This is a genomic window from Curtobacterium sp. ME26 (assembly GCF_903970945.1).
Taxonomy (GTDB): Bacteria; Actinomycetota; Actinomycetes; order Actinomycetales; family Microbacteriaceae; genus Curtobacterium; species Curtobacterium citri.
The window spans coordinates 1-12,809 of sequence record NZ_CAJCKG010000065.1; the positions used below are offsets into that span (position 1 = coordinate 1).

The following is a 12,809-nucleotide window of genomic DNA, read 5'->3' on the forward strand; positions in this document are numbered from 1 at the left end:
GATGGTCGCGTGGGCACACGGCACGCACCACGTCCTCGTCGCCAACGAGGTCCTCGACCCGGCCGGCCTCGCCTGGCTCGCCTCCCGTCGCACCGAGGACCCGACCGCCGACGTCCTCTGCAACGTCGACTCGATCGCCGGCGTCGAGGCGGCCGCCCGCGCCCAGCGCGACGTCGACGGCAACGTGCACGTCCTCGTCGAGGTCGGCTTCCCGGGCGGACGCACCGGCGTCCGCACCGCGGAGCAGGCACACGACGTCGCGCGGGCGGCCGTGGACGCCGGGCTGACGCTCCGCGGGGTGACCGGGTACGAGGGCGGGCTGCCCGACGTCGACACCGCGCGGGACTGGGTGACGGAGGTGCTCGCGGTCGCGGTGGAGCTCCGTCCGCTCGTCGCGGCGGACCGGGCGCTCCTCAGCATGGGCGGGAGCGCCTGGTTCGACGGCGTGGTCGACGCCGTCGCGGACCGGCCGGACGACGTCGACGTGCTCCTCCGCTCCGGTGCGTACCTCACCCACGACGACGGGTTCTACGCCGAGCGCACCCCGTTCCGCCGGCGACCGGAGGAGGGCTCGCTCCGCCCCGCGATCGAGGTCTGGGGCCGGGTGACGTCGTGCCCCGAACCGGGTCGGGCCCTCGTCGCCGTCGGCAAGCGCGACGTCTCCTTCGACGAGGGCCTGCCGGTGGTCCGCGGGATCCGGCCGGGAGGCACGGCACACGCCCCGCAGGTCGTCCCGCCTCCGGGGACGGTGACCGTCACCCGCCTCGACGACCAGCACTGCTACCTCACGCTGGCGGACACCGCGCCCGGGCTGACGCCCGGCGACGTCGTCGTGCTGGGGGTCTCGCACCCCTGCACGGTGTTCGACAAGTGGCGGCAGGTGCAGCTGCTCGCGGACGACGACACCGTCACCGACACGATCGGGACGTGGTTCTGATGGCGACCGACCACCGTGCGGGCACGACCCCTCCCGAGGAACCGCCGGCCCGGAACGCGGCACTGTCGCTGCGTCGCGGTCTCCGGGTGCTCGACCACGTCGCGGAGCGCACCCGGACCGGTGCCGTCTCGGTGTCGCTCGGCGAGCTCGCCGCGACGCTCGGCACGGCGAAGTCGACCGTGCTGCGACTGACCGCGCCGATGGTCGAGACCGACCTGCTCCGCCGCACCCCGGACGCCGGCTTCACGCTCGGTCTCGGTGCGCTCCTGCTCGGGCAGAGCTACCTCGAGGGCATCGACCTCCGCACCGCGGCCGCGCCGTTCCTCCGCCGGACCGCGGAGGCGACCGGGCTGACCTGTCACCTCGTGGTGCCGGACGGCACGGACATCGTCTACGTCGACAAGGTCGAGACCCGCGGCACGGTCCGAATGGGCTCCCGCGTCGGGAACCGACTGCCGATGCGCAACACGGCGTCCGGCAAGGCCATCGTGGCGTTCGGCGACCCGGACCTGCTCGGTGCGGTGCTGGCGGTCCCCGTCGAGGCGACGACCGAGCAGACGATCACCGACGACGACCGCTGGGTGCGGGAGGTCGACGGGACCCGCGCCCGCGGCTACGGCATCGACGACCGCGAGAACGAGCCGGGCATCCGGTGCGTCGCCGCGCCGGTGCTCGACCACGCGAACCAGGTGGTCGGCGCGATGAGCATCTCCGGTCTGGCGTCGCGGTTCCCGGCGGCGGCCGTCCGCGAGGCCGGCGACCGCGTCGTCCGGACCGCGCTCGAGATCTCGGTGGCGCTCGGGTCGTCGTCGGCGCGGCTCGCGCTCACCCGCACGGCGCCGGTCGGAGCCGCCCGGTGACCCGCGACACCGCGGCCGGCGTGCTGACGCTCGGCGAGACGATGCTGCTGCTGTCCGGCACCGGCGTCGGCGAGGTCGGCGACCTCGACCACCTGCGCATCGGTACCGGCGGGGCGGAGAGCAACGTCGCGATCGGCGTGGCACGCGCCGGGGTCCGGGCCACCTGGGTCGGGCGCGTCGGTGCCGACCCCGCCGGCGACCGAGTCGTGCGCGACGTGCGGGGCGCCGGTGTCGACGTGGTCGCCGTCGTCGACCCCGACCGCTCGACCGGGCTGATGATGAAGGAGCGGCTCGCCGACGGGCGGACGCGCGTGACCTACCACCGGCGCCACTCGGCCGGGTCCGCACTCACTCCCGACGACGTCCCCGCCGGCATGGTCGAGCGGGCGGCCCTCGTGCACCTCAGCGGCATCACCGTCGCGCTCTCCGACAGCGCGCGGGAGACGGTGCGCTCGGTCCTGGACCGCGCCGAGGCCGCCGGGGTCCCGGTGTCCTTCGACGTGAACCACCGTCCAAAGCTGCTCGACGCGGCCACCGCACGCGAGCGCTACCTCGCCGTGGCGCGACGTGCCGCAGTGGTCTTCGCCGGCGACGACGAGGCACACCTCCTCCTCGGCACCGACCCGCAGGCGGCGGACCCCGACCCCGCCACGGACGAGGACCTCGCCCGGCGGCTCGCCGCGCTGGCAGGCGGCCGAGCGGTCGTGAAGCTCGGCTCGCGCGGGGCGGTCGCGGCCGTCGACGGCCGTGTCACCCGACGGGCGGCGACGCCGGTGCGGGTGGTCGACCCGGTCGGGGCCGGCGACGCCTTCGTCGCGGCCTGGCTCGCGGCGACGCTCACCGGGGCGACGCCGGACGACGCGCTCGACCGGGCGGCCGACGCCGGAGCCCTCGCCTGCACGGTCGACGGCGACTGGCGGTCGGCCGACCACCCGTCCGCGCGGGACGGGCGTGTCCACGAGGGGCGCGGCGTCGACCCGGGCGTCCACGACCGCGTCGACCGCTAGCCCGACGACGACCACCGCACCCGCACCCGCACGAACCCCGAGGAGCGCTCACCATGACCGACACCCGTCCCACCACGCCGGCCGGCACGCCCGGGCCGGACCACCGCGCGCGGCACGCCGCCGGGCCCGCCGTCGCGGTCCTCCGAGGCGGCACCGGCGAACACGTCGAGGCGGTCATCGCGACCCTGCTCGAGGCCGGGGTGCGCGCGATCGAGCTCACGACCAACACCCCGGGGTGGCGCGAGGGCACCGCCTGGGCCGCGCAGCAGCACGGCGCCGCGGTCTCCGTCGGCGTCGGCACCGTGCTCGAGCCGGGTCAGGTCGACGAGGCCGCCGACCTCGGTGCGACGTTCGCCGTGAGCCCGCACCTCGACCCGGCGATCGGCGCCCGTGCCCACGAGCGGGGGCTCGGCTGGTACCCGGGCGCGGCGACGCCGACCGAGATCGTGCACGCCTGGCGGCTGGGCGCACGGGCGGTCAAGGTGTTCCCCGCGGCGCAGCTCGGCGGCCCGGCGTTCCTCCGCCAGGTCCTCGCGCCGCTCGACTTCGTCGACGTCGTGCCGACCGGCGGGATCGGGGTCGACGACGCCGCCGACTACCTCGACGCCGGCGCCGTCGCCGTCGGCCTCGGCTCCCCGCTCGTCGGCGACGCCCTGACCACGGGCGACCTCGCCGCCCTCCGGTCGCGGGCGGAACGGCTCGTCGCCGGGCTGGCGCGGTGAACCGCCCCGTCGTCCTCCGCGGCGGATCCGTCGTCGGCGCGGACGGACCGTCGCGCTCCGACGTGCTCGTGGACGGCGGGCGCATCGTCGCGGTCGGCCCCCGACTCGCGGTCCCCGAGGGCGCCGACCGGCTCGACTGCGGCGAGCGCCTCGTCCTGCCCGGCGGGGTCGACGCGCACTCCCACGCCGGATCGCGGGTGTTCGACGCGGACGTGCAGGAGGCGCTGCTGCGGCAGGGCGTGACGACGATCGTCACCGGCCAGGACGGGGTCGGACCGGCACCGGGCGACGGTACGTGGGCGGACCGGTACTTCGCGGCGATCGACGGCCCGCACCCGCGCTACGCCGGCGGCGGGATCGCCGGCCTCCTCGCGACGTACGACGGCACGACCCCGGTGAACGTGGCGACGCTCGTGCCGGCCGGCACCGTGCGGCACGAGGTCGTGGGCGACGAGGACCGCCGGGCAACGGCCGCCGAGACCACGGCGATGCGCGGACTCGTCCGCAGGGGGCTGGACGAGGGTGCGGTCGGGCTCGCCAGCGGGCTCGACTACGTACCCGGGCTGTACGCCGACACCGAGGAGCTCGCGGCGCTCTGTGCCGAGGTCGCCGCCGTCGACGGGCTGTACGTCACCCACATGCGCGGCGGGTACGAGGCGAACGTGCGGGTCGGCCTCGACGAGGTCGCAGCCATCGCCCGGACGAGCGGTGTCCGCGCGCACGTCTCGCACCTGCACGCACCGGTCGACACGGCCCTCGGCGCGCTCGCGGACCTGGCGGCGGACGGCATCGGCCTGTCCTTCGACGCCTACCCGTACTCGCGCGGCTGCACGATCCTGTCGATGCTGCTGCTCCCGGCGGCGCTCGCCCGCCCCGGCACCGACGACCTCGCCCGCGCGGTCGCCGACGACGCCGGACGCGACCGGGTCCGGACGGCCGCACTCGAGCGGGTGCTCGGACGCGCGGACCTCGGTGCCGGCTGGGCCGAGCAGGTGACGCTGTCGCACGTCCCGTCGCCGGCGCACCACGCCCTGCAGGGTCGGACCCTCGCCGAGGCGGCCGCCGCGACCGGCAGCACCCCGGTCGACCTGGCGATCGATGTGCTGGTCGCCTCCGCGCTCCAGGTGACCGCCGTGATGCGCGTGCCGCACCCGCGCACCCCCGAGGACCTCGCGCCGCTGTTCCGGCACCCGGGGCACACGGCGGGCTCCGACGGCATCCACGTCGGCACCCACCCGCACCCGCGGGCCGCCGGGACCTTCGCGCGGTACCTCGGCGACTTCGTCCGCGCCGGACTGCTGCCGTGGCCGGAGGGACAGCGGCACCTCGCCACGACCGCGGTCGAGCGGTACCGGCTCGGCGACCGCGGCGTGGTGCGACCGGGTGCCGTCGCCGACCTCGCCGTGGTCGACCCGCAGCGGGTGGCGGCACGGTCGACCTACGAGGACCCGACGCGGACGGCGGTCGGCGTCGACGACGTCCTGGTCGCCGGCGTGCCGGTGCTCACCGGCGGTGCCCTGACCGGGGCGACCCCCGGCACCGGACTGCGGCGCTCCGGATCGGGAGCGGCCGGCAGCGGCACCGGGGGTCGGTGAGGTTCCGCTCAGGAGGCGCTGCGCGTCAGGAGGCGCTGGGCAGCACCGCGACGACGTCGATCTCCACGAGGATGCCGGCCAGGTGCGACTGGACCGTCGTGCGGACCGGGTACGGCTGCGAGAAGTGCTTCGCGTACTCCTCGTTGAAGGCCGGGAAGTCCCGGTCCGAGTGCTCGAGGTGGACGGTCGACTTGACGACGTCGTCGAGGGTCGCACCGTGCTCGGCGAGCACGGCCGCGACGTTCGCCAGCACCTGGGCGGTCTGGCCGGCGACGTCGTCCGCCATCGCCCCCGTCGCCGGGTCCTGCGGTCCGAAGCCCGCCGTGTACAGGAAGCCGTTCGCGACGATGCCCTGGCTGTACGGGCCGGCGGGCTGCGGGGCGTTCTCGGTGGTGACGGCGGTCTTCGGCACGGGGGCTCCTCGCGGGTCGGTGACCGGTGGTCGGTCGACGGGACCTCCAGGCTAGGGGCGGGTGCGCGGCGGGGCCCGGCCACCCGCCGGAGCCGTTCCGGACTGCACAACGTGGGCGCGCCTCCCGGCCGGTGCGCCGGATTCCCGGGCGGGCTGGATACCCTCGTGGGGTGCCCACCGTCTGCCCTGCGCCCGTCGGAGCGGGCCGGTGAGCCGGACCGACGGTGCCGTCACCGGGTCGCTCGCGAACGGTCGTCGCCGCATCGTCGACGTGGCGACGAGCCTGCCGGCCTGGGCGGCCGTGCTGCTCGTCTGGGGCGGCGGACGCATCGTCTCGACGCTCTGGCTCGCGCTCGCGTACCCGCTGATGGGCCGGGCGATGCCGGACAACGCCATCTGGGGCAACGCGCACGGGTTCGGCGCCTTCCTGACCGCGTGGGACGGGCAGTACTACGAGCAGATCTCGGTGCACGGGTACCCGACCTCGCTGCCGCTCGACGCCGGTGGGCACGTCGCGCAGAACGCGTGGGCGTTCCTGCCCGCGTTCCCGTTCACGATCCGGGCGCTGACCGCGTCGACGGGCGTGCCGTTCGAGGTCGGCGCACCGCTCGTCGCACTGGCGGCGGGGCTCGTCGCGACGTTCCTGCTGCACCGGCTGGTCAGTGACCGCGCCGGGCACGCGGCGGGCATGTGGGCGGTCTTCTTCTTCACGTGCGGTCCGCTCTCGTTCCTGCTCCAGGTCGGGTACGCGGAGAGCACGTTCCTCGCGCTGACGTTCGGTGCGCTCCTGGCCCTCGAGCGTCGGCGGTACGGCCTGCTGACGCTGCTCGGGGTCCTGGCGGCGTTCACCCGGCCCGGTGCGCTCGCCGTCCCGCTGCTGCTCGGGGTCGTCGCGCTCGTGCGGTGGGTGCGCGCCCGACGTGCGGCCGCGGGCACCGGCGTGCGGTCGCTCGACGCGTTCCCCGTCGCCGAGCGCGTCCGGGTCGTCGCCGCGGGCGTGGTGATGGCCGCCGCGGGTGTCGCGTGGCCGGTCATCGCGTCGCACGTCACCGGGCGGCCGGACGCATACCTCGAGACCGAGATGTCGTGGTGGGTGAACTTCATCGGGCGGGTGGACTTCACGCCGATGACCCCGTGGTTCCTGCTCGCCGGCAGGTGGCTCGGCGTCGGCGGCATCCTCATCGTGGTGTTCCTGCTCGTGGCGTACCCGGTTTGGCTGCTCCGCCGGTCGACGCTCCGGCTGGGGTCGACGACGGTGCTGTACTCCGCCGCGTACGCGCTCTACATCTTCGCGGTGTCGCTGCCGATGGCCTCGACCCCGCGGCTGCTCCTGCCGCTCGCGCCGCTGTTCGGCTCCCCCGAGCTCGTCGCGCGGCCCTGGATGCGCTGGACCTTCGTGAGCTGCGCGGTCCTCGGCCAGCCGGTGCTCGTCGCCGTGCTCTGGCTGCTCGGCCCGCCCTGACCCCGGCTGCCGGGTCTCGGACACCGCGAGACGCCCCCGACACCGCGAGACGCCCCCGGTTCCGGGGGCGTCTCGTCGATGTGGGGGCGCCTCGGGCGGACGGGGGCGTCCGGCTAGAGCTCGACGGTGCCGTGGCGACCGGTGTCTGGCTGGCTCTGCTTGCCGATCGCGGCCTTGAGCGTCTGCACGAGGCTCCCGACCGGGCCGGTGTCCTGGGTCCAGTACTCGACCGAGTCGCCCTCGACGGTGAGGAGTCGGATCGAGGGGTCCTGACGACCCTCGGGGAACCAGGCCTCGGCGAACGGCGACCACAGCTCGTCGATGACGGAGTCGTCCTGCGTCACCGTGGCGGTCCCGGCGATGGACAGGTACCCGCCCTGCGACTCGATGGCGACGTTCACGTGCGGGTTGCGGGCGATGTCCTCCACCTTCTCGCTGCCGTCCTGCACGAGGAAGCGGAGCGTCCCGTTGAACGCCTTGTCCTGCACGGCCAGGGGTCGTGCGTGCAGCTGACCGTCGTCGCTGACGGTCGTGAGCAGGGCGGTGCGGGCGCCGTGGACGATGTCCGAGATGGCTGCGCGCTGGTCTGCCTGCGTGTCGGTCATGATGCTCCTGTTCGTCGTGCGCCCCGTTGTGCTCGACGTCCGGCCGGGCACTGCCCGGGCGCGTTCCGTTCCGGCCAGTGTGCCCCTCGACGCTGGGACGTGCCCGGCGGGACCGGGCGTGCCCGGTGGGACCGGGCGTGCCCGGTGGGACCGGGCGTACCCGGTCGATCAGGACGACCAGGGACGCCCAGACCGACCAGGCATCGCGGGTGTGATGGGAAGCATCGGGCGCGGGGCGCAGGGCACGCGCGCCCGACCCCTCAGGAGGCGGGTTCGCGGATCGTGGTCTCGACGTCGACGACCTGCGGCACCCTCGGCATCGACGCGAAGCCGAACGCCACGGGCGGGTCGAGCGGCGCCAGGGTCCCGAGCGGCTCCCCCGCCCACGTCCCCGTGACCGCCGTCACGTCGTGCGCCCCGGTCACGCCGTAGTACTCGCGGCGCCCGCCTCCGGCCGTGCCGGCGGTCCCGGCACCGGGCGCGACGAGCCGTGCCACGGGGTCGATCGCGCGGAGCCACCGGGGGTCCCGGGCGACCGGCTTCGGGACGATGCGCAGGACCCGACCGAGCGGCGAGATCGCGCCGACGTCGATCGTGGCCCGCAGCGGTCCGGCGTCGAGCTCGATGCCGCGGGCGGTGCGACGGGCGTCGACGTCGACGACGGACACGGTGTCGAACCGGTAGGTGCCGGACACGTACGCGGCGACGATCTCGTCCGGTGCGAGCAGGACGCTCGACCCGTCGGGCTGCTCCACGAAGACGTCCGTGAAGGCACCGAACGGCGAACGCTCCCACATCCCGACGACGAACCGCACGCCCGACGTCGTCCCGACGCCCGTGATCCGACCACGGAACCGACGTTCGACGATGTTGGAGCGGGGCGCCATGCCCTGGACCGTACCCGGCGCTCCCGTGAGCCGACGCGGCGGGGGCGAGCCGTGCCTCCCGGCCGCGTCACGACGGTTCGACGACGCGCCACGACTGGCGACCGACGCTGCCGGACGTACTCAGTGTGCCCGGAGCGAGCCGCACCGGCACGTCCCGCACACGCACCGGCCCTACGGCACCGGCACCGGCTCGGCGAGGAGCTCGCGCACCCGCGGGGCGACCCGCGTGCCGTACAGCTCGATGGACCGCATCATGTCCTCGTGCGGCAGGCGACCGGTCGCGTACCGCATGTCGAAGCGCGAGACCCCGAGGATCCGCATGTTGCGCGCGATCTTCCGCGCCACCGTCTCCGGCGACCCGACGTACAGCGAACCGCCGGCGGAGAGCCCGGCCTGGTACTGGGCGGTGTCGAGGGGCGGCCAGCCGCGCTCGCGTCCGAGCCGGTCGGTGACGGCCTTGTGGTACGGCCAGTAGCGCTCGGCCGCTTCCTCGTCGGTCTCGGCGACGAAGCCCGGCGAGTGCATGGCGATGGGCTGCTGCGGGAGCTCGAGCTGCGTGAGCGCCTGACGGTAGAGCCGCGAGAAGGGGGCGAACTGCGCCGGCTGCCCGCCGATGATGGCGAGGAAGAGCGGCAGGCCGTACGAGGCCGCGCGGATGACCGACTGGGGCGAGCCGCCGACGCCGATCCACGTCGGGATCGGACCGTGCTCGAGCTTCGGGTAGACGTCCTGGTCGGTGAGCGAGGCGCGCTTCGTGCCGGACCACGTGACGGCGTCCCCGCCGCGGAGCGCGTTCCAGAGCTGCAGCTTCTCCTCGAACAGGACCTCGTAGTCGGACAGGTCGTAGCCGAACAGCGGGAAGGACTCGGTGAAGGAGCCCCGGCCGAGGATCACCTCGGCGCGACCGTTCGAGAGCGCGTCCACCGTCGCGAACCGCTCGTACACACGGACCGGGTCGTCCGAGGACAGCACGGTGACCGCGGAGCCCATCCGGATCGTCGAGGTGCGCGCGGCGATGGCGGCGAGCACCACCTCGGGCGCGCTGACGACGAAGTCCTCGCGGTGGTGCTCGCCCACGCCGATGAAGTCGATGCCGACCTGGTCGGCGAGGACGGCCTGGTCGACGACGTCGCGGATGGCCTGCGCGTCGGACCGGAGGGAGCCGTCGGGGCGCTCGGTGACGTCGCCGAAGGTGTCGAGGCCGAGCTGCACCGGGCCGACGCGGTCGGGTGCGGGCGGCGGGACGTCCGAGGGGCGGCCGGTGCCGAATGCGTTGCTCATCGCGTCCTCCAAGTGAATGCGTATGCATGAAACTACCACGGCGCGGGACGGAGCACCAGGCACCCGGCCAGGCCCACCGCGTACCGTGCCGCGCATGCCGAACATCCCCGACCAGACCGGCCGCCGCATCATCGTGACCGGAGCCAACAGCGGCACCGGCGAGGAGACCGCCAAGCGCCTGGCCGGTGCCGGCGCGAGCGTCGTCCTGGCGGTCCGGACCCCCGCGAAGGGCGATGCCGCGGTGGACCGCATCCGCCGCGAGCACCCGGACGCCGACGTCGAGGTGCGCGAGCTCGACCTCGCCGACCTCGGGTCGGTGCGCCGGTTCGCCGCCGGCGTCGAGGCTGACGACCGGCCGCTCGACGTGCTCGTGAACAACGCCGGCGTGATGGCCCCGCCGCAGCGCTTCGAGACCGCCGACGGCTTCGAGCTGCAGTTCGGCACGAACTTCCTCGGGCACCTCGCCCTGACGAACCTGCTGCTGCCGACGCTGCTGCGCGCGGGACGGGACGGCACCCGTCCGGCGCCCCGGGTGGCGACGATGTCGAGCCTCGCCGCGATCCCCGGCAGCATCCGGTTCACCGACCCGCAGTGGGAGCGCGGCTACAACGGCTGGCGCGCCTACTCCCAGTCGAAGCTCGCCGACCTGCTCCTCGCGCTGCACCTGCACCGGCTGTCCGTCGAACGGGACTGGCCGCTCGTCAGCACGGCCGCGCACCCCGGGTACACGCGGACGAACCTGCAGTCCGCCGGCCGCTCGCTCGGCCGGTCCCGCCCCGTCCGGTCGAGCGACCGGGCCTTCCCGCTCACGCAGGCGGTCGAGGAGGGCGCGGAGCCGCTGCTCTACGCGGCGGTCGGTCCCGCGGCGGTGGGCGGCGCGTACTACGGGCCGTCCGGGTTCGGCGGCCTGACCGGGCCGACCACCACGGTGTCGGTGCCGCGCTCGGCCCGGAGCGCGGACCTCGCCCGGTCGCTGTGGGCGGTCGCCGAGGACCTCACGGACACGCGCGCGCCCGCCTGACGTCGGGGTCCCGGACGGGAGGCCCGCCTCGCCCCCGTCCCGGGACCGTCAGAACCGCAGGTGGTCGCGGGAGAAGGCGTCGATCACCCCTGCCTCGAGGGCGCGCTGGCCCCGCGCGGTCGGGTGCACGTCGTCGGACTGCATCCAGTCGGCGTGCCCGGACAGCGGCTGCCCGATGTCGACGTACGTGCCGCCGTCCTTCCTGACCGCGCGGTGCAGCGCCGCCGAGATCGTCGCGAGCTGCGCCGGCGGCGCCTGCTCGTTCCACACCGCGCTGAGCCCGACGACGCGTGCCCGCGGCAGGTCGCGGTGCACGAGCGCCACGAGCTGGTCGGTGGCGCTCGTCACCTCGGCGTCGTCCTCGCCGAGGTCGTTCGAGCTCGACTGCACGAACACGACCCGCGGACGCAGGTCCACCGCACGGCGGACGAGCCCCGGGTAGGCGCTCGCGCACTCGTCCGCGTCGCCCTCGGCGACCACGCCCGCACCGTCGCACGACAGGTTCGTCAGCTGCCACCGCTCCGTCCGCGCCAGGAGCGCCGGCCACGCCTGCTCCGGCGTGAGGCCGTGACCGCCGCTCACCGAGTCGCCGATGACCACGATCCGCTCACCGGGCGCGTGGTCCCAGGCACGGTCGGTCGCGGTGGGGCTGGGCGCCGCCACCGAGGAGTCCTCGCTGCAGCCGACGAGCGCGAGCGCGGTCACGGCGGCGAGCGCCGCCGCGACGACGGCGCGGACCGGTCGTGGGCGGCTCGTTGCGCGGGTGGTGCGTGCCGCCAGGGGGTGGGCGGTCGACGGGGTGCTCGGGGTCACGTCCGGGACCGTACGCCGCCCGTGCCCGTCCCGGACGGCACGCGCGCTGCTGCTCCTCACAGCATCGCCGGACGCGTCGGCGACACGGGCGCCCCCGGACCCGGGAGCGGTCAGGCGCGGTGCAGCTCCACCGATCCGTCGAGCCGGCCCGGCCGCTCCAGGCGCGCGTGCTGCAGCACGGTCCGGTCGCGCCCGACGGCCGCCGCGACCACGGACAGCGTGGCGACGTGCCCGTCCGGCTCCACGGCGTCGCGGAGGATGGCGTCGGGATCGTCGGCGGGCAGTGCGGTGGACGCGGCGAGCACCCCGAACCAGCCGCTCCACCCGTCGCCCGGGTCGGTCCCCGCGTCCGCGGCGCGGAGCTCGTCGAACGGCCCGAGCACTGGCGGCCCGGCGGGCGCCGGCACGGCGCGGAAGGCGTCGAGCCACCGTCCGATGCGCGGCGCGGCGGGGTCGTCGGGCGCCCCGTGGGTGACCATGTGGACGCCGGGGCCGAGCACCGTCGTCCGGACCTCGGTGCCGTCCCAGGTGTCCACCGCGGCACCCTCGGCGGTGGCACGGACCAGGTTGAACGCCCGCGTGGTCGGCAGCTGCCCGTCGGCACCCGGCACCGTGCCGGTCACCGCGTCGAGCGGGAGCACGCCGCGGGTCGTCCAGGTGCCGTCGTCCGTCGGCACCGGCTCGGCACGGTTGAGCACGACCGCGAGGCCGGCGGCGTCGGACGCGGCGAGCCAGGCGCCGCCCGCCGACCGGTCCCGCACGCCGCGGACGGTCGGGTCGACCTCGGGCCACCAGGCCGCCGGCGGGTCCCAGGGGCGCTCCGGGGACTCGTCGCGGAGCGCGAGCACGGTGACGGGCCACTCGGCCGCTGGGTCGACGCGGACGACGACGGTGCACATGCGTTCGATCCTCGCACGCGCGAGTCCGGGTAGCGTGACCGCCGTGGATGCTGCAGCAGGTCGCCGTCTGTCCGTCGTCGTCGGGATCACCGGTGGCATCGCCGCCTACAAGGCCGTCGGGGTCGTCCGCGACCTCGTCAAGCGCGGCCACGACGTCCACGTCGTCCCCACCGAGGGCGCCCTGCGCTTCGTCGGCCTGCCCACGCTCGAGGCGCTCAGCCGGAACCCGGTCACGACGAGCGTCTGGGACGACGTCGCCGAGGTGCGCCACGTCGCCCTCGGACGCCGGGCGGACCTGGTCGTCGTGG

At 75.4% G+C, this 12,809-nt stretch carries 14 protein-coding genes; 8 read left to right on the forward strand and 6 right to left on the reverse strand.

Translation table 11 applies throughout. The annotated features are described in order from the left end of the window. The 5 genes from H7A69_RS15810 to H7A69_RS15830 form a co-directional block, all read left to right on the forward strand. Positions 1–937, forward strand: a 937-nt coding sequence (locus tag H7A69_RS15810) for an alanine racemase (RefSeq protein ID WP_182047931.1), incomplete at its 5' end; no start/stop codon positions are given. Further along, complete coding sequence (locus H7A69_RS15815; protein WP_069713353.1) at positions 937–1,797, forward strand: IclR family transcriptional regulator; 861 nt, start codon at positions 937–939, stop codon at positions 1,795–1,797. The genes H7A69_RS15810 and H7A69_RS15815, both read left to right, overlap by 1 nt. Beyond that, on the forward strand, positions 1,794–2,804 hold the full coding sequence (locus H7A69_RS15820) for a sugar kinase (protein ID WP_220456273.1): 1,011 nt from the start codon (positions 1,794–1,796) through the stop codon (positions 2,802–2,804). The genes H7A69_RS15815 and H7A69_RS15820 overlap by 4 nt, the downstream gene beginning before the upstream one ends. Before the next feature lie 53 nt (positions 2,805–2,857). Continuing rightward, positions 2,858–3,526, forward strand: a complete 669-nt coding sequence (locus H7A69_RS15825; protein ID WP_182047932.1) for a bifunctional 4-hydroxy-2-oxoglutarate aldolase/2-dehydro-3-deoxy-phosphogluconate aldolase — start codon at positions 2,858–2,860, stop codon at positions 3,524–3,526. After that, the gene (locus H7A69_RS15830; protein WP_182047933.1) at positions 3,523–5,121 is read left to right on the forward strand and encodes an N-acyl-D-amino-acid deacylase family protein; all 1,599 of its coding nucleotides are present in this window, start codon (positions 3,523–3,525) and stop codon (positions 5,119–5,121) included. The genes H7A69_RS15825 and H7A69_RS15830 overlap by 4 nt, the downstream gene beginning before the upstream one ends. Positions 5,122–5,146: 25 nt before the next feature. Here H7A69_RS15830 and H7A69_RS15835 read toward each other — a convergent pair whose 3' ends face one another. Further along, positions 5,147–5,533: a RidA family protein gene (locus tag H7A69_RS15835; protein WP_069713357.1), complete on the reverse strand. Its 387-nt coding sequence runs from the start codon at positions 5,531–5,533 to the stop codon at positions 5,147–5,149. Between the two features lie 208 nt (positions 5,534–5,741). Between H7A69_RS15835 and H7A69_RS15840 the strand changes: the two genes are divergently transcribed. Beyond that, positions 5,742–6,995, forward strand: a complete 1,254-nt coding sequence (locus H7A69_RS15840) for a hypothetical protein (protein ID WP_182047934.1) — start codon at positions 5,742–5,744, stop codon at positions 6,993–6,995. Positions 6,996–7,108: 113 nt separating this feature from the next. Here H7A69_RS15840 and H7A69_RS15845 read toward each other — a convergent pair whose 3' ends face one another. The 3 genes from H7A69_RS15845 to H7A69_RS15855 all read right to left on the reverse strand — a co-directional run bounded on the left by H7A69_RS15845 (position 7,109) and on the right by H7A69_RS15855 (position 9,768). Further along, positions 7,109–7,600, reverse strand: coding sequence for a pyridoxamine 5'-phosphate oxidase family protein (locus tag H7A69_RS15845; RefSeq protein WP_069713358.1), 492 nt, complete (start codon positions 7,598–7,600; stop codon positions 7,109–7,111). Positions 7,601–7,860: 260 nt separating this feature from the next. Next, the gene (locus tag H7A69_RS15850) at positions 7,861–8,487 is read right to left on the reverse strand and encodes a hypothetical protein (protein WP_182047935.1); all 627 of its coding nucleotides are present in this window, start codon (positions 8,485–8,487) and stop codon (positions 7,861–7,863) included. A gap of 171 nt (positions 8,488–8,658) precedes the next feature. Continuing rightward, positions 8,659–9,768, reverse strand: coding sequence for an LLM class flavin-dependent oxidoreductase (locus H7A69_RS15855; protein ID WP_259346267.1), 1,110 nt, complete (start codon positions 9,766–9,768; stop codon positions 8,659–8,661). A gap of 94 nt (positions 9,769–9,862) precedes the next feature. Here H7A69_RS15855 and H7A69_RS15860 point away from each other — a divergent pair, with 94 nt between their 5' ends. After that, positions 9,863–10,789, forward strand: a complete 927-nt coding sequence (locus H7A69_RS15860; RefSeq protein ID WP_182047936.1) for an SDR family oxidoreductase — start codon at positions 9,863–9,865, stop codon at positions 10,787–10,789. Positions 10,790–10,837: 48 nt separating this feature from the next. Here the strand turns inward: H7A69_RS15860 and H7A69_RS15865 are convergent, their stop codons facing one another. After that, entirely contained in the window at positions 10,838–11,602 is a 765-nt protein-coding gene (locus H7A69_RS15865) for an SGNH/GDSL hydrolase family protein (protein WP_182047937.1), read from the reverse strand. Positions 11,603–11,712: 110 nt separating this feature from the next. After that, positions 11,713–12,501: an NRDE family protein gene (locus tag H7A69_RS15870; RefSeq protein ID WP_182047938.1), complete on the reverse strand. Its 789-nt coding sequence runs from the start codon at positions 12,499–12,501 to the stop codon at positions 11,713–11,715. A gap of 67 nt (positions 12,502–12,568) precedes the next feature. Between H7A69_RS15870 and H7A69_RS15875 the strand changes: the two genes are divergently transcribed. Further along, the coding region (locus H7A69_RS15875; protein ID WP_310648893.1) for a flavoprotein at positions 12,569–12,809 on the forward strand (241 nt) is incomplete at its 3' end.

Excerpts from the sequence above, each read along its gene's own strand:
- H7A69_RS15815 (WP_069713353.1), top strand. The coding sequence starts at position 937 with ATGGCGACCGACCACCGTGCGGGCACGACCCCTCCCGAGGAACCGCCG.
- H7A69_RS15850 (WP_182047935.1), bottom strand. The coding sequence starts at position 8,487 with ATGGCGCCCCGCTCCAACATCGTCGAACGTCGGTTCCGTGGTCGGATC.
- H7A69_RS15860 (WP_182047936.1), top strand. The coding sequence starts at position 9,863 with ATGCCGAACATCCCCGACCAGACCGGCCGCCGCATCATCGTGACCGGA.
- H7A69_RS15845 (WP_069713358.1), bottom strand. The coding sequence starts at position 7,600 with ATGACCGACACGCAGGCAGACCAGCGCGCAGCCATCTCGGACATCGTC.
- H7A69_RS15855 (WP_259346267.1), bottom strand. The coding sequence starts at position 9,768 with ATGAGCAACGCATTCGGCACCGGCCGCCCCTCGGACGTCCCGCCGCCC.
- H7A69_RS15870 (WP_182047938.1), bottom strand. The coding sequence starts at position 12,501 with ATGTGCACCGTCGTCGTCCGCGTCGACCCAGCGGCCGAGTGGCCCGTC.
- H7A69_RS15825 (WP_182047932.1), top strand. The coding sequence starts at position 2,858 with ATGACCGACACCCGTCCCACCACGCCGGCCGGCACGCCCGGGCCGGAC.